The following is a 21,745-nucleotide window of genomic DNA, read 5'->3' as shown; positions in this document are numbered from 1 at the left end:
TTCACAGTAGGGCGTCGAAGAGCAGCTGCGGGGCGAAGCCCAGGATCACGGCGACCGCGACCGAGGCGGCCAGAGCCGCGGCCACCGGGCGGGGAACCGGCAGGCGCGGGTGCAGAGCGGCGTCGACCAGGACCGGGTCGGCGACGCTCAGGCCGATCCGCGGCGGCAGCGAGTAGAGGGACGCGGCGACCCGGACGTAGTACGCCAGGGCGATCACCGCGTTCAGGACGACGACCGCCGCCAGCCACGACCAGTTGTGCTGGACCAGGGTGGTCACCACGGACAGCTTGGCGAACAGACCGGCCAGCCCGGGCGGCAGACCGGCCAGCCCGGCCAGGGACAGCACGAGGGCGGCGCCCAGCCACGGGTTCCGGCGGCCGGCGCCCCGGTAGTCGAGCAGGGGGCCGCCGTCGGCGCCGGGGTGGCGCAGTGCGACGACGACGGTGAACGCCACGAACTCCAGGACCATGAAGAAGACGGCGTACGCCAGAGCCGCCGGAACGCCCGGAGCACCGAGCGCGAGCGCCGCCAGGATGTAGCCGGCCTGGGCGATCGACGACCACGCCAGCAGCCGGATCATCCGGGTCTGGCGGAGGGCGACCAGGTTGCCGATCGTCATCGTGAGCACGGCGAGGACGGCCATCACCGCGCGCGCGTCCAGGCGGGAGACGACCGCGGCCAGGGCCAGGACGCCACCCAGCTTGGAGGCGGTGGACAGGTAGGCCGCGACCGGGACGGGCGCGCCGTCATACGTCGCCGGGGCCCACGCGTGCAACGGGACCGCGGCGACCTTGAAGGCCAGGCCGATCACCAGCAGGGCCACCCCCACCCCGGCCAGCGGGGCGAACGGGCCGGACGCGGCGTGCAGCCGGGCGAGGTGGACGGCGCCCGTGGCGGCGTAGTTCAGGGCCGCGCCCAGCAGGGTCACGGCGGTCGAGACGATGCTGATCAGGAAGAACGTCACGGACGCGGAGGCCGCCCGCCCGGCCGGGCCGAACCGGCGCAGGCCGACCAGCACGTACAGCGGGAGGGTCAGGGTTTCCAGGCCGACGATCAGGGTGATCAGGTCGCCGGCGTAGGCGATCACGACGCCACCGGTCATCGAGCAGGCCAGCAGGAAGCAGAACTCGCCGGCCGGGGCGACACCGAGGCGCAGTGCCGGCGCGGAAAGGGCGAGGACGCCGACGGTCAGGGCGGCGAACAGCGCGGCGGTGACCGCGGCCGGCCAGGTCGGGACCCAGGAACACGCGCCGGTGGTGCAGAACGTGCCCGCCTCCGGGCCGACGACCAGAGCGAGGACGGCGGTGGCCAGGCCGCCGAGCGCGGTGACGGCGACGGTCACGCCGCGCTCGGCGACGAACAGGTCGGCGAGGAACGCGAGGATCGCGGTGCCGGCCGCCGCGTAGAGCGGGAGCAACGCGAAGTGATCAACCGGCTGGCTCACGGGTGGCCTCCCAGGAGGGTGGTCAGCGGCAGCGCCGTCTCGGCCAGGACCAGGGCCGGGATCACGCCGACGGCCAGGGTCAGCAGGATCAGCGGGGTCCACGCGAACCACTCGACGGCCGCGGTCGACGCGCGCATGGCATGGACCGTCGGTGTGGTGGGACCGTGCGTCAGCCGGCGCAGCAGACGCAGGAAATACGCCGCGGTCAGCGCGCCGCCCACGGCCGCGAGCACGGCCAGTGTGAGCCAGAGCGGCCCACCCCGGCGCACGGCGGCGATCACCGCGAACGCCTCGCCCCAGAAGCCGGCCAGGCCGGGCAGGCCCAGGGACGCGATCGCGGCGAACCCGAACAGGCCGGCCAGCCGGGGCGCGGTCTCCCGCAAGCCGCTGAGCTGGTCGAGCGAACCCGTCCCGGCGCGGTCCTTGATCGTCCCGGCCAGGAAGAACAGCAGGCCGGTGATCAGACCGTGCGCGACGTTGCCGAGCAGGGCCGCCTGCAGCCCGGTCACCGAGAGCGTGGCGATGCCGAGCAGCACGAACCCCATGTGGCCGACGCTGGAGTAGGCGATCAGCCGCTTCAAGTCGCGCTGGCGCAGGCAGATCAGCGAGCCGGCGAGGATCGCGATCACCGCGAGGACGCCGAGCACGGGAGCGGCCCACCGCCCGCCGAGCGGGGCGACGCCGACACCGACACGGATCAGGCCGTAGGTGCCCATCTTCAGCAGGACGCCGGCCAGGATCACCGAGCCGACCGTGGGGGCCTCGGTGTGCGCGTCGGGCAGCCAGGTGTGCAGCGGCCAGAGCGGGGCCTTCACCGCGAACGCGACCGCGAGCAGGGCGAACACGACGCACTGGGTGGTGCGGGTGAGGCCGGACGCGCCGGTCAGCGTGATCAGGTCACCGGTGCCGGCTTTCGTGACGACCAGGACGACCCCGAGCAGCAGCAGGACCGAGCCGAACAGGGTGTAGAGCACGAACTTGCGGGCGGCCGCCCGGCGCTCGCTGCCACCCCAGCCGGCGATCACGGCGTACATCGGGAGCAGGACGACCTCGAAGAAGACGAAGAAGAGGATCAGGTCCAGCGACAGGAAAGTTCCGAGGACGCCGACTTCCAAGATCAAGAGCAAGGCGCTGAGCGTACGCCCCGGGCCGCCCCCCTTCGGCACCTTGCGCACCGTGTAGGCGCAGCACAGCAGCGTGAGCAGCCCGGTCAGCACCACCAGCGGAAAGGAGACGCCGTCCACCCCGAGGTGGAAACGCAGGCCGAGCGCGGGGACCCAGGGCAGGTCCACGTTCACCCAGGGGATCAGCGGCACCGTGGTTCGCGGCCCGCCGTAGGCGAACCAGCCCAGGTGGCGCTCGCCCGCGAAGAACGGGACGAGCGAGAGCCCGAACGTGACCGCGGCGAAGCCGGTGGCGACGATCCGGGCCAGTCTGTCCCGCCGGGCCGGGAACACGGCGACCACGGCGGCGCCCACCGCGGGCACCACGAGCAGGGCCACCAGCAGGACGGACGCGGCGTTCCAGGTCGGCTGATCGGGGACGTAGTCGCGATACATCAGGACAGGGCTCCCCACCACGCGACGACACTCAGGACCAGGGCGCCGAACAGGACCAGGACCGCGGCGCCGGGCAGCGCGACCCGGTGCGCGTCAGCGAACAGGCCGCCGAGACCGCGAGTGGCTTTCCCGGTGCCCTCGACCGCGGCGTCCACCACCTGCTCGTCCGCGGTGGCCACGAGCCGGGCGAGCGCCTTCACCGGCCGTACGAAAATCAGGCTCTGAAGATGGTCCAGATGGAAGCCGGAAGCGAACAGCGGCCTGGCCCGGCCGAGCGCGAGGACCGGATCGACGCCGGGCACCGCCCACCACAGCCACCAGGCCGTCCCGGCGCCGGCCGCCAGGAGCAGCAGCGGCAGCAGGATCGCGACGCTCAAATGCGGATCCTCCAGTTCCAGCGCGTGCCGGAAGCCGGGGGCGAACGCGGCCAGGCCCAGCAGCGCGGCCGGGATCGTGAGCAGCAGGACCGGCCAGCGCATCGGGCCCGGCGGGTCGTGCGGGACGGACGGCACGTGGTAGCGGCCGTCGTCGAAGCCGATCTCCCAGTCCGGCCCGGCGGGACCGTGCTGGCGGGACGGGCCGAAGAACGCCCGGAGCAGCAACCGCATCGCGTACCACGCGGTGACACCGACGGCGAGCAGCGCGGAGACCCAGACGATCCACGCGGCCCAGACCGGGACCGCCTCGCCGCCGTCGGTGGCGTGCGCGGCCGCGGTCAGCACGTTCTCCTTCGACCAGAAACCGGCCAGCGGGGGCACCCCGGCGAGCGCGCCGAGACCGATCACGAACGACCAGAACGTCACCGGCATGTGCTCGCGCAGCCCGCCCATCCGGGACAGATGGTTGGTGCCGACGGCGTGGATCACGGCGCCCGCGGCGAGGAACAGCAGCGCCTTGAACGCGGCGTGGGTGAGCAGGTGGAAGAGCGCGGCGGCGGGTGAGCCGACGGCCAGCGCGCCGGTCATGTAACCGATCTGGGAGACCGTGGACCAGGCCAGCACCCGCTTCAGATCATCCTGCGCGGTGGCGGCGAGCGCACCGAGCAGGATCGTGATCGAGGCCATCACGGCGAGGACCGCGAGGGCGGCCGGGGACTGCTGGAACAGCGGGAACGTGCGGAAGACGACGTAGACCCCGGCGGCGACCATCGTCGCGGCGTGGATCAGCGCGGAGATCGGCGTCGGGCCGGCCATCGCGTCCGGCAGCCAGGTGTGCAGCGGGAACTGGGCGCTCTTGCCCGCGACCCCGGCCAGGAGCAGCAGCAACGCGGCGGTCAAGGTCCCGCTCGGGTAGTCGTGGGCGAGGACGTCACTGATCCGGGACGTGCCGGCGCCGGCGATCAGCAGCGCGATGCCCAGCAGGAAACCGACGTCACCGACCCGGGTGACCAGGAACGCCTTCACCGCGGCGGCCGGAGCCTCGGGCAGCCGGCGGTCATGACCGATCAGCAGGTACGAGCAGGCGCCCATCACCTCCCAGCCGATCAGCAGACCGATCAGGTCACCGGACGTCACGACCAGGAGCATCGCGCCGGTGAAGAGGCTGACCTGGGCGGCGTAGGGCGCGTAGCGCGGATCGTCGTGCAGATAGGTCACCGAGTAGACCTGGACGCACAGGGCGACCGTGCCGACCGCCAGCGCGACGTAGAGCGCGGCGGCGCCGGCCGAGAACCCGAGCGTGATCTCGAGATCGCCGAAACTCGCCCAACGGGTGCTCGCGACCAGTGGCTCACCGCGGCTCGTGACCGTCGCGAGCAGCACGATCGCGTCGATCAGCGCGACCGCGGCGCCGGTGATGCCGAGCGCGGCCGCCAGCCGGCGCGGCCCGCCGTCCCCCGGCGGAAGGGCAAGACCGAGCAGACCAAGGACCAGCGGGACGCCGGGGAGCAGCGCTCCGACCACGCCGGCGTTCACTCGGTCACCCGTTCCTCGTCGAGCGGCACCTCGTCGAGCGCGACGGTCCGGCGCATCCGGTAGAACTGCAGGACGATGGCCAGGCCCACACCCACCTCGGCGGCGGCCAGCACGATCACGAACAGCGCGAAGACACCGCCCGAGCCGGGCTGGGAGCTCGGATTGGCCCAGGCCTCGCCGGGAACGCCCCGCAACGCCGAGCGCAGCGACACGTCCGCGGTGACCAGGATCAGGTTCACCGCGTTGAGCATCAGCTCGACCGCCATCAGGACCAGGATCGCGTTGCGGCGGCGGACGACGCCGTAGACGCCCAGACCGAAAAGGGCGGCAGCGATCACGTACGGAATGGTCACGTGCATCAGGCCGGCACCTCCTCGTCCTTCTCTTCCTCTTCTGTGGTCTCCCCCGGCTCCTCCGGTTGCACCGGCCGGGCGCCGATGTCCGGGCGGGACAGCACGATCGCTCCGACCAGGGCGGACAGCAGCAGAATCGAGAGAACCTCGAACGGGAGCACCCACGTTCCGAAGATCTGCTTGCCGACCTGCTCGGCGGTGCCCGGATCGCCCCGCGGGTACTCGACCCAGCGGAACGCGTCGGCCAAGAGCGCGGCCAGGCCCAGACCCACCCCCGCGCCGATCAGGGCGGACGGGCCGATCGGGCGGTCCAGGTCGGGGCTCGGGCCGATCGGGGCGCGGGTCAGCATCACCGCGAACAGCAGCAGCACGACGACCGCACCGACGTAGACCAGGATCTGCACCCAGGCGACCAGTTCGGCGCCGAGAACCAGGTAGAGGCCGGCGATCGCGCCCAGGCTGACCACCAGGTACAGGCCGGAACGGACCAGATGGGTGCTGGTCACGACGAGGGCGCCGGCACCGACGGCGACGGCGCCGAGGGCGATCATCAGCACGTCCGCGATGGTCACTCCGGGGCCTGCTCACGACGTACGGCAGCGGGTCTTGCCGTTTTTGCGGCGGTAGCCGCGCCCGGACCGGCCGCCTTGCGCGCGGCGGTCGCCTCCTCCTTGGAAGGCTCGCCGAGCACGTCGTGGGCCGGGGGCGGCGGAACCGTGCGCATCCACTCGCCGAGCCGGTCCTTGTCGTGCAGCAGGGAGAGGACGTCGGTCTCCGCATACTCGAACTCGGGCGTCCAGTGCAGGGCGTCGAACGGGCAGACCTCGATGCAGATCCCGCAGTACATGCAGAGGGAGAAGTCGATGTCGAACTTGTCCAGCACGTTGCGCTGACGAGCGCGCGCGGCGCCCGGGACGACGACCTCCTCCTTGTGCGAGTCGATGTAGATGCACCAGTCGGGGCACTCGCGGGCGCACAGCATGCAGACCGTGCAGTTCTCCTCCAGCAACGCGATGACGCCGCGGCTGCGTGGGGGCAGCTCCGGCTCGACATCGGGATACTGCTGGGTGATGGTCGGCTTGATCATCGTCTTGAGCGTGACGGCAAGGCCATTGATCAAGCCCTTGCCGGGCATGCTCCGCTCCCCGTCATCAGTCACAAGGGCATATCCTGCCCGCTCCGTTCGAGTGACGCGACCTCGACCCGGCCGTATCTTGGAGTGACGTTCGTCGGCGGGCGATCAGGCTCAAGGTCCAGGAGCCGTGGCTCATCGACCTCCCGATCAAGCAGCTGACGCCCCGGCACCTGAGTCAGAGCAGGGACTTCACCGCCACGGTGAGGACGAGCTGGGCCAGGGAGACCGGGACCAGGATCAGCCAGCAGAGGCGCTGGAGCTGGTCCTCGCGCAGCCGCGGGTACGTCACCCGGAACCAGATGATCACGAAGGACAGCGCGAAGATCTTCAGCAGGGTCCACAGCCAGCCGAGCTGATCGGCGAACGGGCCGTGCCAGCCGCCCAGGAACAGGACCGTGGTCAGGCCGGCGATCACGATGATCCCGACGTACTCCGCCAGCAGGAAGAACGCGAACCGCAGGCCGGTGTACTCGGTCATGTAACCGAAGACCAGCTCCGAGTCGGCGATCGGCATGTCGAACGGCGGGCGGCGGATCTCGGCCAGGCCGGCGATGAAGAAGACCAGGCCGGCCGGGGCCTGCCAGATCAGCCACCACGGCCGCCACGCCTCGACGATGCCGGGCAGGCTCAGCGTGCCGGCCGCCATCGCGACACTGGCCGCGGCCAGGACCAGCGGGAGCTCGTAGCCGAGCAGCTGGGCGGCGCCGCGCAGGCCGCCGAGCAGGCTGTACTTGTTGGCGGAGGCCCAGGCGGACATCAGCACCGCGACGACGCCGAAGCCGAGGATCGCCAGGACCAGGAACAGGCCGATGTCGAGGCGTTGCGCAACCAGCCCGTTCGGGCCCAGCGGGATCGTCAGGATGACGACCAGGTAGGGGAAGAGGGCGACGATCGGGGCCAGCCGGAACACCGTGCGGTCCGAGCCGTGCGGGTGCACGTCCTCCTTCTGGACGAACTTGACGCCGTCCGCCACCAGCTGGGCCCAGCCGTGGAAGGCGCCGGCGTACATCGGGCCGACCCGCCCCTGCATGTGGGCCATGACCTTGTGCTCGGCCTGGCCGACGACGAGCGGGAGCACGAGGAAAGCGACCATGACGGCGACGACGCGGATGAGGAGATCCAGCCAGAGCGGCATCAGTTGCCCTCCCCCTCGACCGGCTTCTCCACGGCCGGGTTCGCGCGCGGCGGGCGGGCCGGCCGCTCACCCGCGGGACGGGCCGGGCGCGCCGGACGGGCCGGGGTCTCCGGCGGCGGGATCGTGCCTTTCATCGGGCCCCACTCGTTCGGGTCGGGGACGCCCGGCGGCCGCATCGGAGCGCGCTTGGCCGTGCCCGCCTCGGACTCCCCCGGCTCCTTCGCGCCCGGCCACGGCTTCGCCACCCGCGCGGCCAGCACGAACTCCTTGCGCAGCGGATGCCCCTCGAACTCCGGCGGCAGCAGCAACGGACGCAGGTCAGGGTGGCGGGCGAAGACGATGCCGAACATCTCGAACGTCTCCCGCTCGTGCCACGCGGCCCCCGGGTAGAGCTCCACCAGCGACTCCACCTCCGGGCCGACGCGCGGCACCCGGGTGCGCAGCAGCACCCCGTGCCGCCGCCGGGTCGACCAGAGGTGGGCGATCACGTCGAAGCCGTCCTCCAGCTCGTCCACCGCTGACAGCCAGTCGAAGAAGTCGCAGCCCAGGGCACCCGGGTCGCGGGCGATGCCGGCCGCGTGCCACCAGCGGGCGAGCGGGACGTCGACCACCGCGCGGGCATGACCGGGACCGCCGCCGGACACGCCGGCGGTCACCTCGCCCAGGGCGGGATCGTCCGTGGCCATCAGGTGGACCAGTCGCTCTCCGACCTCTTCCGGCGTCATGGCGTCATCCTATGGGCCAGGATCAGAGTGCAACCTGCCGCCGGGCACGGGCGTGTAGTCGCCGTGACAGTCATCGCCGGGACGAGATCGGAGACGCCGAGCGCCGTGCACCACGAGCCGCCGACGTTCGACGAGATCTATGCCGCTCACTACGCGGACCTCACCGTGCAGTTGTATGCCTACTTCGGCGATCGGCAGGAGGCTCAGGACGTCGTACAGGAAGCGTTTTGTCGTGCTCTTTCCCGATGGAAAAGAATTTCCCGGTACGACGATCCGGTCGCCTGGATCCGCCGCGTCGCGTGGAACCTCGCGGTCAGCCGCTGGCGCCGCGCCCGGACCGCGCTCGGTTTCTTGCGCCGGCAGCCGACGGCCGAGCTGTACGCCGACGGCCCCGAGCCGGACCGGGTGGCGCTGATCGCCGCGTTGGCCGAGCTGCCCGACAACCATCGCCGGGCGCTGGTCCTGCACTACCTGGGCGACATGCCGGTCGCCGAGGTGGCCCGGCGCGAAGGCGTCGCCGAGGGCACCGTGAAGGCCTGGCTGCACCGCGGCCGGGCGGCGATGGCCGTACACCTGAACCTGGACGACAACACCGGAGACACGCGATGACCGATCAGCTGGAACGCCTCTTCGGCGAACTGCGCGCCGACACGATGCCGCGGATCGTCCCGCCCGGCGTAGACGCGGCCCGGAGCACGGTTCGCCGTCGCCGGCGGCGGGCCACCGCGATCACCACGGCCGGACTGGTCGCGCTGGTCGCGGCCGGGATCGGGCTCAGCCCGCAGCCGGCGCGGCACTCCACGGCGGGCCCGGCCCTCCCGGCGGCGGACCGGTGGGCACTCGCCCAGAAGGCGTCCGAGCGCATCGACCAGTCGCCGGGCGACTCCGCGATCAGCGGCATCGCGATCGAGACCGGTCAGCAGACGTACCCGCTCGTCGCCGGGGACTACGAGGTCACGACGGCCTGCTACGGCGCCCCCGGCTACGTCGCGGCGGAAGTGGCCGGAAAGGCGTTCACCGTGACGTGCGAGGAAACGCCACCGGTCCTCACGGTCCCGGTGACCGTGCCCGCATCGGACCAGCCGACCGTCGTGTCCTTGCGCCCGGACTCGGCGACCGAGGGGCGGACCGGGATCGCGTACTCGCTGAAGATGACCCAGGCCGCCCAGGAACGGCTGCGCGTCGCCGCGCAGGAAGCGGTGGGGAACAGCTCGTACAGCGCCATCTCCGGATTCCTGACCCAGGGCGGCGATGGTCTGGAGGACCAGACCATGCGGGCCGGAAACTACCGGCTCACCGTGGCCTGCGTCGGCGCCGGCACCGTGAAGGTCCAGATCGGCCCGGAGAAGCCCGGCGAGCCCGGCGTCGCCGCGCCGTTCACCACACTCACGCAGGAGTGCGGCCACGTCCCGGCCCTGGGGCACCTCGACGTGACCATCCCGAAAGGCACCAAGACCACCGTCATCGACGTCACGCCGTCGGCCGAGGCCACCGGGCAGGCCGCGGCGGCGGTCCGGGTGGACCGCCGCTGAGCCGCTTCTAGAGACCGGGGATGCGGCCGTTGCGGAACACGTCGACGAAGTCCTGGTGGTCCTCGCGGGCCTGGTCACCGTACTTGTGTGCGAACTCGACCAGGTGCCGCACGAAACCCGCCTCGTCCTTGTCGACCACCGCGACGATCGCCTCCTCGGTCGAGAAGTCGACCAGGTCGTGGCTCGACTCGTCGTCGGCGACCGAGTGCATCCGGGCAACGGCGCGGCCCAGGTCGGCGACCACCCCGGAGAGCTCCTCCGGCTCGTTGACGTCCGACCAGTCCAGGTCGGCGGCGTAGGGCGACACCTCGGCGACCAGCTGACCGACCCCGTTGAGCTCGGTGAAGCCCAGCCACGGATCGGCGTGCGCCTGCAGCGCCCGCTGCGACTCCGCGGTCCGGTGGCCCTGGTGCTGGAAGTACGCCCGGACCCGCTCGTCGTCGATCCACCGGGCGACGGCCGGCACCTGCGCCTGCTTCATGTAGATGATCACGTCGTTCTCGAGCGCCTCGGTGTGCCCCTCCAGCAGCAGGTTGTACGAGGGCAACCCGGCCGACCCGATACCGACACCCTTGCGCAGCTTGATGTCCTTGATCGTGGTGGAGATCGGCCGCCCCGCCTCCGGCAGCGTGCCCAGGTACCGTTCGAACGCCTGCGTCACCTGCGAGGCGGTGTCGTCGTCGACGTCGTAGACCCCGTCACCCAGCGAGAACCGGCGCTCGTAGTCATCGACCGTCGTCTGCCCGTTCAGCAGATCCACCCGCGTGTTCAGCCGCGCCTCCTGCAGCACCCGGCGCAGCACCCCGTCCGCGTTCTCCAGCGTGATCGAACCGATCGCGTCGTCCCCGCCGTGCGCGATCGCCCGCAACTCGGTCAGATACGACTCGGCGAACGCGGTCACCAGGGCCGTGATGCTGTCGTCGGACAAGGCCTTGGAGTAACCGATCAGCGCGACGCTCGCCGAGAAGCGTTTCAGATCCCAGGAGAAGGGCCCGACGTACGCCTCGTCGAAGTCGTTGACGTTGAAGACCAGCCGCCCCGACGAGTTCATGTACGTCCCGAAGTTCTCGGCATGCAGATCGCCGTGAATCCAGACCCGGCTGGTCCGCTCGTCGAGATAACTGTCGTCACGGTAGTCGCCGGCCAGGTCGGCGTAGAACAGCGAGGCGCTGCCCCGGTAGAACGCGAACGGCGACGCCGCCATCTTCCGGAACTTGCGACGGAACGCGGCCGGATCGATCGCCATCAGCTCCCCGAACTCCCGGGCGAGCACGTCGACGATGACATCAGCACGAGACGCTTGGCTCATGCCGATCACGCTAGACCGGCCGGGCCACCACGGGAGCGGTTAACGCGGCGACATCCTTGGCCAACGGGTCGGGACGGTAGACGCCGCCGGGGCCGGACTGCTCTGCGGCGATCTTCTCCTGGAGGCGGAGGATGCCGTGGAGCAGGGCCTCCGGGCGAGGAGGGCAGCCCGGGACGTAGACGTCGACCGGGATGATCTGGTCGACGCCCTTGGTGACCGAATACGAGTCCCAGTACGGCCCGCCGCAATTGGAGCAGGAGCCGAACGAGATGACGTACTTCGGCTCGGGCATCTGGTCGTAGAGGCGCTTGATCGCCGGGGCCATCTTGTCCGTGACCGTGCCGGAGACGACCATCAGGTCGGCCTGGCGTGGGCCGTGCGCGAACGGGATCACCCCGAGTCGCATGAAGTCGTGCCGGCTCATGCTGGACGCGATGAACTCGATCGCGCAGCAGGCCAGGCCGAAGTTGAACACCCACAGCGAGTAGCGGCGGCCCCAGTTCAGCACGAACCGGATGGGTTCACCGAGCACTCCAGGTAGGGCCATTTCGTCAACCTACTGCATCCACGAGGGCGGTCAGTCGAAGGCCGGGCGTTGCAGGAGGCTGAGGAAGCCGGTCAGCAGGGCCTCCCGCAAGGCGGGCGGGGCGGCGCCGAGCCGCCGCAGGTAGGGCAGGATCCAGCCGCCGAAGCAGGCGTCGACGTGGAACCGGACGCCACGTTCCAGGCAGAGCGCGGCCAGTTCAGGGATCGGGTCGACGACACCGTGCGCGTAGGAGGGGGCGGAACCGACGACGAGCACGGTTTCCGGCCCGATCGCCGCGACACCCAGCGTGTCCGTCAGATAGGGCAGAAAAAGCAAACCGGGCACGGTCCCGAACGCGCCGGTGACCAGGGAGTCAAGGGCATACCCAGCCAAAACCCTCCGGGGCAGGGCACTCGGCCGGGTTACCACGGGAGAGGGACCGGTGGGGGTCATCGACGCGCATCGTAACCATGATCGGGTCTTGCCGCCTACGCTCGCTCGCATGGGAAGCGTTGCGGCCGGCGTCGCCGCGAGCCATCCGGCGACCACCCGCACCGGAGTGCGGATTCTCGAGGCGGGCGGAAGCGCCGCCGATGCGGCGGTCGCCGCGGTCCTGGCCTGCTGCGTCGCCGAGACGATCTACACCGGGCTGGGCGGCGGCGGGTTCGCCACCTACTTCGACGCGCGCACCGGCGAGGTCACCTGTCTGGACTTCTTCGTGGCGGTGCCAGGCCTGGACGGCGACCGGAAACCGGAGCCGATGGTGGCGGTCGACGTGTTCTTCGGCGGGCTGCCACAGATCTACTCGATCGGCGGGGCGAGCGTGGCCGTGCCCGGCGTCCCGGCCGGTCTCGGCGAGGTGCACCAGCGCTGGGGACGGTTGCCCTGGTCGGAGGTGGTCGCCCCGGCCGCCGGCCTGGCCCGCACCGGCGTGCTGCTGCCGGCCGCGCACGCCCGCACGCTGAAATCGTGCGCGCCGGCGCTGGCCTACGGCGAGGGCGCGGCCTCCTACCAGCCGGAGGGGCGCCTGCTGGAGAGCGACGAGTTGCTCTTCCACCAGGGGCTGTCGACCGCGATGGACGCGCTGGCCGCCGGCGGGCCGGGCGTGTTCTACACCGGGGAGCACGCCGACCTGCTGGTCTCCACGGTCCGCGCGGCCGGCGGGACGATCGGGCCGGCCGACCTGGCCGGGTACCGCGTCAACGAGGTCCCGGTCGACCACGCCACGCTCGCCGGCTACCGGGTCTGCGCCCGGCACGACCTGAACCGGACCGTGGACACGATCGGCGCACTGCCGGCCGACCTGACCCGCCCGGGCCGGGCCGTCGGGGTGGCGACCGCGCTGCGCAACCTCGGGGCGCAGCGGCTGGGCGACACCACGAACGTGTCGGTGGTCGACGCCGAGGGCAACGCCTGCGTGATCACGACGACGCTCGGGCTGGGCGCCGGGGTGTGGCTGCCCGGGCTCGGCATCAACCTGAACTCCATGCTCGGCGAGGGCGAACTGCTCACCGAGGACCTGGTGCCGGGGCGGCGGATGTCGTCCTACATGTGCCCGCTCGTGGTGATCGGGCCGGACGACACACTCGCGGTGGCGGCCGGGTCGGCGGGGGCGTCGCGGATCCGTACCGCCCTGGTCGACACGCTGCTCGGGGTGCTGGTCGACGGGCTGGACGTGGCCGACGCGATCTCCCGGCCCCGCTTCCACGCCGTCGAGGACACCATCCACGCCGAGAGCGGATGCCCACCGGAGGAACTGGACGCGTTGCGGGCGGCGGGCTGGCAGGTGGTCGAGTGGCCGGACCTCAACCACTACTTCGGCGGGGTGACCGCGGTGGGCCTGGCCGGCGCCGCGGGCGATCCGCGGCGCGGCGGGGTCGGTCTGCTCCTGTAGGGCGTGTCGTGAAATTCGACCGGGCTGCGGCGCGGTCAGCCGAACTCACGACACGCCCCGTCACATCCGGCGGGCCGCGGTGATCTCGGCCGCGGCCGCGGTCTCCCGCAGCGCCACGTCCAGATCGGTGGCGGTCAGCCCGAACGTGCGCTCGGTGAGCGAGCTGTCCATCCGGAACGGCGCGTAGAACTGGTAATCCATCTCGGCCAGCTCGCGGGCGATCGGGACGGCCAACCCGGCCGTGCGCATCACGAACCGCGGCAAACTGTGCATCTTGACCAGCGGCACGCCGGCCGCCGCGCAGTAGCGTGCGGCCAGCTCGCGCATGCTGATCGCCGGGCCGGAGGGGACGTGCCAGGCTTTGCCGTACGCGCGCTCGTCGCGGGCCAGCGTCACCAGCGTGCGGGCCATGTCACCGGTGTAGGTGAAGGTGTGCGGCGCGTCCAGATCGCCCGGCGCCCAGGCGGCGCGACCGGAATTGATCGCCGGCAGCAGCACCGCCGAGATCGTGCTGACCGCGCCCGCCCCGACGTAGTCCGACGCCCGTGCCTCGACCGTGCGCACCCCACTGGCCAGCGCGTCCTGCCACATCTTGATCCGGATCCGGCCCTTGCGCCCGGTCGCCGCGAGCGGGGTGTTCTCGGTCATCCGGCCGTCGGGCTGCGGACCGTATCCGTACAGGTTCCCGGTGATCGCGTAGACCGCGCCGGCCGCTTTGGCCGCGGCGATCATCGCGTCGTTCATCGGGAACCACTTGTCGGCCCACTCGGTGTACTTCGGGTTCGCGCAGTTGTAGAGCACCTCGGCGCCCCGGGTCAGCTCGGTCAGGCGGGCGGTGTCGGACGCGTCCGCGGCGACCCGCTCGATCAGCGGATGCTCCGGGCCACTGCCGCTGCGCGTGACCATCCGCACCTGCTCGCCCTGCTCGGCGAGGATGCGGGCGACGTTCGAACCGATCGGGCCGGAACCGACGACGACGTGCATGATGTTCTCCTTTGCGAGCACTGCTCTCCGTTGAGGACAACTGTTCCATACGATCCGCCAACGTGCAAGAGCACTGCTCTCGTTGTGGCACACTGGCATTCATGAGCGCCGCCAACCTGCGAGCCCGCGTCCGGGCCGAGATGACCGAAGAGATCAAGCAGGTGGCCCGGCGCCACCTGGCAACCGACGGGGCCAACCTCTCGTTACGGGCAGTCGCCCGCGACCTGGGAATGGCCTCCTCCGCCGTCTACCGCTACTTCGCCAGCCGCGACGACCTGCTCACGGCACTGATCATCGACGCCTACGACGCGGTCGGCGACGCCGCCGAACAAGCCTCCGCAGGTCAGGACGATCCCCTCGCGCGCTGGCTGTCGATCGCCCATGCCGTCCGCGACTGGGCGCTGACCAACCCGCACCAGTGGGCGCTGATCTACGGCAGCCCGGTCCCCGGCTACCAGGCGCCGCAGGACACCGTCGTCCCGGCCACCCGGGTGGTCCTCGCGCTGGCCGGGACGGCACAGGCCGGGCTGCGGAGCGGACGGATCACCGAAGTGCCACCGCAACCGGCCGGGCGCTTCGGCGAGGAGATGGCCGCCGTCGCCGAACAGTTCGGCGCAGGCGTGCCGGCCCACCTGGTCGGCGGAGTGATGTCCGGGTTCATCCACCTGTGCGGCGCGGTCAGCGCGGAGCTGTTCGGCCAGCTCAACAACACGTTCGAGGAGGATCGGCGCGGCTTCTTCGAGTGGCAGATGCGCGCCGCGGCCACCTTCGCCGGAATCGCTTAGCGGCCCGGAATCCGCGGCCTCCGCCGTGGGTCCCGGCCGCAGCGCCGGACCGGGCGCGGACCTTGCATCCCGCTCGAACGGGGCGGACCAGGCGTCCCGCTCGACGGACGCGGGAGCTTGTGGCGGCGGGCTAGCGGCGGCGGGCGTGGACGACGTGGCCGCCGGGGGTTTCCGGGGGGACGTCGGGGCGGTTGAAGAAGCGGGCGGCCAGGCCGGACGGGCCGAGGTCGTCGAGGTCGGCGAAACCGTGTGACTCCAGCCGGGCGGCGATCTCCGACGGCTCGAAGAACGTCAGCCACGGCTCGCCGATCTTGGCGACCCGGGCGGCGCGCGCCTCCAGCGCGGCGCGGCGGCCGGCCGGCATGCGATCCGGGCTCTGGGCGTAGTCGAAGACGACTTCGTTGCCCGTACCCCGGGAAATGAATGTCAGGGTCTCGGTGAACGCCTCGATCGTCAGGTAGGGCACGACGCCCATCCACAGGAAGAACGCCGGCCCGTCGAGGTCCAGCCGCAACGTCTCGTGCTCGAAATCCACCCCGACGTATCGCATGTTGTCCGGAATGTCGATGCCGGTCTCGGTGAGCCGCTCCTGCTTCCACGCCTGCGTGTCCGGGTGGTCGATCTCGATCACGGTCAGCTCCGGGAACGGATTCCGGTACGCGAACGTGTCGAGCCCCGCCCCGAGCACCACCGCCGTCCGCACGCCGCGCTCGACCGCCGCGGCCAGGTGATCCTCGGCGAACCGGTGGCGGGCCGCGATGAACAGCCGCATCCCGCGTCGCGGCGCGTCACCGAGCAGCTCTTCCGGCTCGTGCCCGAGAATCCTCAGCGCAAGCGGGTCGGTGAAGATCGACCCGTGCTCCAGCACCTGGTGGGCGGCACGGTACCGCGCCGCCGCGTACGCCGTTTTACTCGCCTGTCCGGTCTGCATCTGGGCTCCACCCGGCCTTGTCGATCACTACCCGGTCGCCGCGCAACGGTACGCCCTCGGCGAGCAGTCGCGCCCGCGCTTCCCGCTCGTGGCCGGGTGGCAGCCGCCCGGCGCTGTTCACCACCCGGTGCCACGGCACGCTGCCACCGTGCCGGGACAAGATGCCCCCGATCTGACGGGGCGAGTTGCGGCCGGAGCGGTCGGCCAGCTCGTCCGCGATCGCGCCGTACGACATCACCCGGCCCTCCGGGATCCGCTCGACGAGGTCGAGGACGGCTTCGACGTACTCCTCCGGTGTCATCACCGGCCACGATATGGGATCTGCGACGGATCATCACCGGGCGGCCGAGCAGAATGGGCCGGATGCGGGAAGTGGTTACCGGTGCGCGCCGGATCGTGGTCAAAGTGGGGTCGTCCTCGCTGACCACGGCGGCGGGCGGCATCGACGAGCAGCGTCTGGACACCCTGGTCGACACCCTGGGCGGGCTGGCCGGCGAGGGTCGTGAGGTGGTCCTGGTCTCCAGCGGCGCGATCGCGGCCGGGCTGGCCCCGCTGCACCTGCCACGGCGACCGCATGACCTGGCCACTCAGCAGGCTGCCGCCGCAGTCGGCCAAGGTCTGCTGGTCGCCCGTTACACGGCCGGGTTCGCCCGGCACGGCCTGACCGTGGCCCAGGTGCTGCTGACCGTGGACGACGTGACGCGGCGGTCGCACTACCGGAACGCCTACCAGACGCTGCGGAAACTGCTCGACCTCGGCGCTCTGCCGATCGTGAACGAGAATGACACGGTCGCCACCGAGGAGATCCGGTTCGGTGACAACGACCGGCTGGCCGCACTGGTCGCCGCGCTGGTCGACGCCGACCTGCTGGTACTGCTCTCCGATGTGGACGCGCTCTACACCGGCAACCCGGCCGACCCGTCCGCGCGAAAGATCCCACTGGTCCGTGACGACAGCGACCTGGAGGGCATCGCGATCGGGTCGGCCGGCAAGTCCGGGGTCGGCACCGGTGGCATGGTCACCAAGGTCGAGGCGGCCCGGATCGCCACCGGTTTCGGCATCCCGGTCGTGCTGACCGCCGCGCCGCTGGCCGGGAAGGTGCTGGCCGGCGACGAGGTGGGGACACTGTTCGAGGCGGCCGCGAGCCGTCCGGCCGCCCGGCTGTTCTGGCTGGCGCACGCCACCTCGCCGCGCGGTCGCCTGCACCTGGACGCGGGCGCGGTCGCCGCGGTGGTGGCCCGGCGCAAGTCGCTGCTGCCGGCCGGGATCACCGCGGTGGACGGGTCGTTCGCGGCCGGTGACCCGGTGGACCTGGTCGACGCGGGTTCGGGCACGCCGGTGGCGCGCGGGCTGGTCAACTACGACGCGGTGGAGCTGCCGGCGCTGCTCGGCCGGTCCACTCCGGAACTGGCGGCCGAGCTCGGGCCGGGCTATGAACGAGAGGTCGTCCACCGCGACGACCTCGTACTCCTATGAAGGGTTTGTCATGAGCGAGCTTGCGAGTGAACCATTGGGCTCAGTCACCACCTCATGGCGACGCCGGAGCGAAGCGGAGGCGGCGGCATGAGCGAGCTTGCGAGTGAATCATTGGGCTCAGTCACCACCTCATGGCGACGCCGGAGCGAAGCGGAGGGGGCGGCATGAGCGTGCTGGAGCAGGCGGCTGCCGCTCGGATCGCGGCGATCGATCTGGCCGGGGCCACTCGCGCGGAGAAGGATGCGGCTCTGCTGCTGATGGCGGACCGGCTGGTCGAGCGCACCGACGACATCGTCGCGGCGAACGCGGTCGACGTCGCCAACGCGCGGGAGAACGGCATCTCCGAGGCGATGATCGACCGGCTCGCGCTGACCGCGGCGCGGGTTGCCGCGATGGCCGACGGGCTGCGCCAGCTCGCCGCGCTGCCCGACCCGGTCGGTGACGTGGTGCGCGGCTCGACCCTGGCCAACGGGCTGGAGCTGCGGCAGGTCCGGGTGCCGTTCGGTGTGGTCGGCATGATCTACGAGGGCCGGCCGAACGTGACCGCCGACGCCGCCGGCATCTGCCTGAAGTCCGGCAACGCGGCGCTGCTGCGCGGTTCCGGCTCGGCTTTCTCGTCGAACGCGGCGATCGTCTCGGTGCTGCGCAAGGCGGTCGCCGACGCGGGCCTGCCGGCGAACACGATCCAGCTGCTGGACGCCACGACACGCGATTCGGTGAAGGAGCTGATGCGCGCCCGCGGCCTGGTCGACGTGCTGATCCCGCGGGGCGGCGCTGATCTGATCCGGACAGTGGTGGAGCAGTCCACGGTGCCGGTGATCGAGACCGGCGTGGGCAACTGCCACGTCTACGTGGATGCCGCCGCCGACCTGGAGAAGGCGCTCGCCATCACGATCAACTCGAAGACCCAGCGGAACTCGGTCTGCAACGCCGCCGAGTCGCTGCTGGTGCACGCCGAGATCGCCGACACGTTCCTGCCGTTGGTGCTGGAGGAGCTGGCCGCCAAGGGGGTCACGGTGCACGGCGATTCCCGGGTGGCCGGCTACAGCGACGCCGTGGTCGCCGCCACCGAGGAGGACTGGGACCGGGAGTACCTCTCGGCCGACCTCGCCGTCGCGGTCGTCGACACCCTGGAGGACGCGCTCGACCACATCCGGCAGCACGGCACCGGTCACACCGAGGCGATCGTCAGCGAGTCCATCGCTGCCACCAGGCGTTTCACCGCTGGCGTGGACGCGGCCGCCGTGATCATCAACGCGTCGACCCGGTTCACCGACGGCGGCGAGTTCGGGTTCGGCGCCGAGATCGGCATCAGCACCCAGAAGTTGCACGCCCGGGGCCCGATGGGGCTGCCGGAGCTGACCTCCACGAAGTACATCGTGACCGGAAACGGTCACATCCGGGGCTGACCGGCACGACCGAACACGACGACCGCGGCGGCGACAGCCCGCCGCGGTCGTTCTTTTTCTCCTGTCCGGCCACCGTCCCGCAGCCGAACGGCTCCTCCACGGCAGGACTGCTCAAGTGCCGGGTAACCGTTGCCGACTTGGCCCGGCGACCCCTGGCCCGCAACGTCGCATGCCGACGGGGTGATTCCGCACGAACCCTTGTCCCGGCCCGCCGGGGACCGATCAAGGGCTTGCATCCCCCGTACGCCATGAGCAGTTTCTCCCCCAGCGAAGAGGTCATCAGTGCGTCTCCCCCGAAGCGCGGCAGCGGTCGTGACAGCCGTCGCGCTGTTCGGCAGCCTCAGCGGCTGCACCAGCCTGCAGGAGCTGACCAGCAGCAGCAAGCCGCTGGCCGGCACGAAGACGACCACCAGTCCCACGGCCAAGGCGTCCCCGGCCGCGACCGCCGCCGCCACGACCGCCGCGAAGTCGACCCGGCCCAGCGGCGCCCTGGACACCGGCACCGCTGTCCACCGTCTCAAGCAGGGCAACTTCACGGTCCAGCTGACGTACTGGACCTCGGACAACGCCAAGCTCTACACCGCTGACGGCGTGAAGACGATCAACGTCGCCGCCCACATCGAGGACGCCGACAGCACGCACCGGGTCACCATCAGCACGTTCCAGGTGACGCAGGACGACGGCACGAACCGGGTGGTGGCCGCGACCGACAAGGGCACGTTCGACGTCACGCCGCCGTACCCCTACAACACCGTGGTGACCCTGCCGGCGGCGACGGCGGGAGCAGCGGCGCTCACGCTCACGGTCCGGCTGGATCTCCTGGTGGAGACCGCCCCGAAGGCGAACACGTACTACCGCTCGACAGCGCTGGACACCCTGACGCTGCCACTGCTCACGAATGGCGCCACACGATGACCGAGACCAGTCCCGGCCTTCGCCGAGCTACCGACCGCCGCATCCTGCTGCCCAGGAGTACCAAGGCCGGACCGCTGGCGCTGCCGGCCGCCGTCCCGCAGCTGGCCCTGCTGGAGACCGCCGAGGCGGTGTCCGACGAGATCGCCGCCGCGAAACCCCGGCACGCGACGATCAGCTGCATCATTCCCTGCTACAACGAGCAGGAGACGATCAGCGACGTTCTCAAGAGCATCCTGGCCCAGACCCGGCTGCCCGACGTCATCCACGTCATCATCAACAACACCGACGACGACACCCCGGAGATCGCCCGTTCGTTCGAGGGCCGGCACACCCGGACGATCAAGGGCGAGGAGTTCGTCACCACCGTCCACGTCCACGACATGGGTGTGAACCCGGACAAGAAGGTGGGCGCGCTCAACTACGGCTACTTCCTGTCCCGTGGCTGCGACTACATCCTGGGCGTCGACGGCGACACCACGCTCGCCCGGGACGCCGTCGAGCGCCTCGAACTGGAGATGACCGACGACCCGCGCATCGGCGGGCTGAGCGCCATCTACACGATCGACAAGAGCCGGTACCGCGGCCTGATGGCCCGTTTCCTGGTGGCCGGCCAGCGCGCCCAGTTCGGCGCGTTCAACATGGACAACCTGTTGCGCGGCCGCAACATGGCCGTGCTGGGCGGGCAGTGCAGCCTGTTCAGCATCCGGGCGCTGGAGACCGTCATGGTCCGACATCACCAGCAGGCGCCGTGGGTCCGCGACAGCGAGGTCGAGGACAGCAAGCTGTCGCTCCAGATCAAGGACGCCGGCTACAGCACCAAGATCAGCGCGACGGCCCGCGCGTTCGTCGGCCCGATGACGAACCTGCGCGCTCTGCACGGCCAGCAGGTCAAGTGGAACTTCGGCGCGATCGACCTGTTCTGGCCCGGTCAGCGCGGTGACAACAAAGGTCAGCCGCTGCACCCGAACCTGCGCCTGCGCTGGTACGAGAACATCGCGATGCTGTTCAACATCGGGTCCCGGATCGGCTTCCTGCTGCTGCTGATCGCGGCGCTGTCGATTCACGCGTTCGTGTTCAACCCGATCTGGCTGATCCCGCCGGTCATCGCGATGCTGCTGAACCTGCGGCTCGCGCTGGCGATGAAGGACAAGAGCGCGTCCGACCTGCTCTATGCGGGGCTGATAATCCCGGCCGAGTTCTACATGTGGATCCGGATGGGGCACTTCGTGTCCGCGTGGACGCAGTTCCTGGCCCAGAGCGACAAGGACAACTGGGCGGCGCAGGCCAACGCCGAGAAGGGCAAAGGATCGGCGTACGTCATGCCGCTGGTCGTGCTGCTCGCGATCCTGGGCGGCGGGATCTACGCCTGGAGCCAGCAGAGCGTCGGCGTGCAGTCGGCGATCCTGTCGCTGGGGTGGCCGATCCTCTACCTGGCGACGATCGCTCAGACCGTGTTCATGCTGCGCAAGCTGGTGCGGCGCCACCGCGGCTTCCAGGTCTGACAGCAGGTTCGGCGCACGACTTCGCCCGGCCGATCAATGGTGATCAGCCGGGCGGGAGCGTTCGCACTCCTGAAGGGCGGCGCGATTTGAAGGCGGCGCGCTCCTGAAGGGCGGCATGTTTTGAGGGCAGCGCGCTCTGGAAGAGACGGCGTGCTTTGAGGGCAGCGCGCTCTGGGAGAGACGGCGTGCTTTGAGGGCAGCGCGCTATGGAAGAGGCG

At 70.9% G+C, this 21,745-nt stretch carries 21 protein-coding genes and 1 pseudogene; 8 read left to right on the top strand and 14 right to left on the bottom strand.

The window, feature by feature from the left end; all coding sequences use genetic code 11:
- Position 1: 1 nt before the first annotated feature.
- The 8 genes from ACH442_RS28055 to ACH442_RS28020 form a co-directional block, all read right to left on the bottom strand.
- Positions 2-1,444, bottom strand: coding sequence for an NADH-quinone oxidoreductase subunit N (locus ACH442_RS28055; RefSeq protein WP_396341104.1), 1,443 nt, complete (start codon positions 1,442-1,444; stop codon positions 2-4).
- Entirely contained in the window at positions 1,441-3,003 is a 1,563-nt protein-coding gene (locus ACH442_RS28050; RefSeq protein WP_396341103.1) for a NuoM family protein, read from the bottom strand. The genes ACH442_RS28055 and ACH442_RS28050 overlap by 4 nt, the downstream gene beginning before the upstream one ends.
- On the bottom strand, positions 3,003-4,916 hold the full coding sequence (locus tag ACH442_RS28045) for an NADH-quinone oxidoreductase subunit L (RefSeq protein ID WP_396341102.1): 1,914 nt from the start codon (positions 4,914-4,916) through the stop codon (positions 3,003-3,005). The genes ACH442_RS28050 and ACH442_RS28045 overlap by 1 nt, the downstream gene beginning before the upstream one ends.
- A complete protein-coding gene (nuoK, locus tag ACH442_RS28040) occupies positions 4,913-5,275 on the bottom strand; it encodes an NADH-quinone oxidoreductase subunit NuoK (RefSeq protein WP_396341101.1) in 363 nt (120 codons plus the stop codon). Before nuoK ends, ACH442_RS28045 begins: the two co-directional genes overlap by 4 nt.
- The gene (locus ACH442_RS28035; protein ID WP_396341100.1) at positions 5,275-5,841 is read right to left on the bottom strand and encodes an NADH-quinone oxidoreductase subunit J; all 567 of its coding nucleotides are present in this window, start codon (positions 5,839-5,841) and stop codon (positions 5,275-5,277) included. Before ACH442_RS28035 ends, nuoK begins: the two co-directional genes overlap by 1 nt.
- Positions 5,838-6,404, bottom strand: a complete 567-nt coding sequence (locus ACH442_RS28030) for a NuoI/complex I 23 kDa subunit family protein (protein WP_396341245.1) — start codon at positions 6,402-6,404, stop codon at positions 5,838-5,840. The genes ACH442_RS28035 and ACH442_RS28030 overlap by 4 nt, the downstream gene beginning before the upstream one ends.
- Positions 6,405-6,579: 175 nt before the next feature.
- Positions 6,580-7,539: an NADH-quinone oxidoreductase subunit H gene (locus tag ACH442_RS28025; RefSeq protein ID WP_396341099.1), complete on the bottom strand. Its 960-nt coding sequence runs from the start codon at positions 7,537-7,539 to the stop codon at positions 6,580-6,582.
- Positions 7,539-8,264, bottom strand: coding sequence for an NADH-quinone oxidoreductase subunit C (locus tag ACH442_RS28020; protein WP_396341098.1), 726 nt, complete (start codon positions 8,262-8,264; stop codon positions 7,539-7,541). The genes ACH442_RS28025 and ACH442_RS28020 overlap by 1 nt, the downstream gene beginning before the upstream one ends.
- 72 nt (positions 8,265-8,336) lie before the next feature.
- Here ACH442_RS28020 and ACH442_RS28015 point away from each other — a divergent pair, with 72 nt between their 5' ends.
- The gene (locus tag ACH442_RS28015) at positions 8,337-8,873 is read left to right on the top strand and encodes an RNA polymerase sigma factor (protein WP_396341244.1); all 537 of its coding nucleotides are present in this window, start codon (positions 8,337-8,339) and stop codon (positions 8,871-8,873) included.
- Positions 8,870-9,796, top strand: a complete 927-nt coding sequence (locus ACH442_RS28010) for a hypothetical protein (protein ID WP_396341097.1) — start codon at positions 8,870-8,872, stop codon at positions 9,794-9,796. The genes ACH442_RS28015 and ACH442_RS28010 overlap by 4 nt, the downstream gene beginning before the upstream one ends.
- A gap of 7 nt (positions 9,797-9,803) precedes the next feature.
- On the opposite strand, the gene ACH442_RS28005 is transcribed toward ACH442_RS28010, so the two are convergent.
- The 3 genes and pseudogenes from ACH442_RS28005 to ACH442_RS27995 all read right to left on the bottom strand — a co-directional run.
- Entirely contained in the window at positions 9,804-11,105 is a 1,302-nt protein-coding gene (locus tag ACH442_RS28005; protein ID WP_396341096.1) for a DUF2252 domain-containing protein, read from the bottom strand.
- A 10-nt stretch (positions 11,106-11,115) separates the two neighbouring features.
- Positions 11,116-11,652 carry an NADH-quinone oxidoreductase subunit B gene (locus ACH442_RS28000; protein ID WP_396341095.1) on the bottom strand — a complete coding sequence of 179 codons (537 nt, stop codon included), beginning with the start codon at positions 11,650-11,652 and terminating at the stop codon, positions 11,116-11,118.
- Between the two features lie 90 nt (positions 11,653-11,742).
- Positions 11,743-12,084, bottom strand: a pseudogene (locus ACH442_RS27995) (hypothetical protein); the annotation flags it as partial.
- A gap of 49 nt (positions 12,085-12,133) precedes the next feature.
- Here ACH442_RS27995 and ACH442_RS27990 point away from each other — a divergent pair.
- Positions 12,134-13,525: a gamma-glutamyltransferase gene (locus ACH442_RS27990; RefSeq protein WP_396341094.1), complete on the top strand. Its 1,392-nt coding sequence runs from the start codon at positions 12,134-12,136 to the stop codon at positions 13,523-13,525.
- Positions 13,526-13,585: 60 nt separating this feature from the next.
- On the opposite strand, the gene ACH442_RS27985 is transcribed toward ACH442_RS27990, so the two are convergent.
- Complete coding sequence (locus tag ACH442_RS27985) at positions 13,586-14,509, bottom strand: NAD-dependent epimerase/dehydratase family protein (protein WP_396341093.1); 924 nt, start codon at positions 14,507-14,509, stop codon at positions 13,586-13,588.
- A gap of 101 nt (positions 14,510-14,610) precedes the next feature.
- Here ACH442_RS27985 and ACH442_RS27980 point away from each other — a divergent pair, with 101 nt between their 5' ends.
- Positions 14,611-15,294 (top strand): TetR/AcrR family transcriptional regulator, encoded by a 684-nt coding sequence (locus tag ACH442_RS27980; RefSeq protein WP_396341092.1) that lies wholly within the window; start codon positions 14,611-14,613, stop codon positions 15,292-15,294.
- A 130-nt stretch (positions 15,295-15,424) separates the two neighbouring features.
- On the opposite strand, the gene ACH442_RS27975 is transcribed toward ACH442_RS27980, so the two are convergent.
- Together ACH442_RS27975 and ACH442_RS27970 are read right to left on the bottom strand one after the other, a co-directional pair.
- Positions 15,425-16,225, bottom strand: coding sequence for a class I SAM-dependent methyltransferase (locus ACH442_RS27975; RefSeq protein WP_396341091.1), 801 nt, complete (start codon positions 16,223-16,225; stop codon positions 15,425-15,427).
- Entirely contained in the window at positions 16,203-16,526 is a 324-nt protein-coding gene (locus ACH442_RS27970) for an MGMT family protein (RefSeq protein WP_396341090.1), read from the bottom strand. Before ACH442_RS27970 ends, ACH442_RS27975 begins: the two co-directional genes overlap by 23 nt.
- 62 nt (positions 16,527-16,588) lie before the next feature.
- Here ACH442_RS27970 and proB point away from each other — a divergent pair, with 62 nt between their 5' ends.
- From proB to ACH442_RS27950, 4 genes are all read left to right on the top strand, one after another.
- Positions 16,589-17,701: a glutamate 5-kinase gene (gene proB, locus ACH442_RS27965; RefSeq protein ID WP_396341089.1), complete on the top strand. Its 1,113-nt coding sequence runs from the start codon at positions 16,589-16,591 to the stop codon at positions 17,699-17,701.
- A gap of 164 nt (positions 17,702-17,865) precedes the next feature.
- Positions 17,866-19,110 (top strand): glutamate-5-semialdehyde dehydrogenase, encoded by a 1,245-nt coding sequence (locus ACH442_RS27960; protein ID WP_396341088.1) that lies wholly within the window; start codon positions 17,866-17,868, stop codon positions 19,108-19,110.
- Between the two features lie 312 nt (positions 19,111-19,422).
- On the top strand, positions 19,423-20,025 hold the full coding sequence (locus tag ACH442_RS27955) for a hypothetical protein (protein WP_396341087.1): 603 nt from the start codon (positions 19,423-19,425) through the stop codon (positions 20,023-20,025).
- Complete coding sequence (locus ACH442_RS27950; protein ID WP_396341086.1) at positions 20,022-21,527, top strand: glycosyltransferase; 1,506 nt, start codon at positions 20,022-20,024, stop codon at positions 21,525-21,527. Before ACH442_RS27955 ends, ACH442_RS27950 begins: the two co-directional genes overlap by 4 nt.
- Positions 21,528-21,745: the final 218 nt, after the last annotated feature.

Source organism: Actinoplanes sp. NPDC020271 (genome assembly GCF_044388125.1).
Taxonomy (GTDB): domain Bacteria; phylum Actinomycetota; class Actinomycetes; order Mycobacteriales; family Micromonosporaceae; genus Actinoplanes.
Note: the sequence above shows the minus strand (reverse complement) of the source record. Positions and strands in the feature narration are given on the sequence as shown.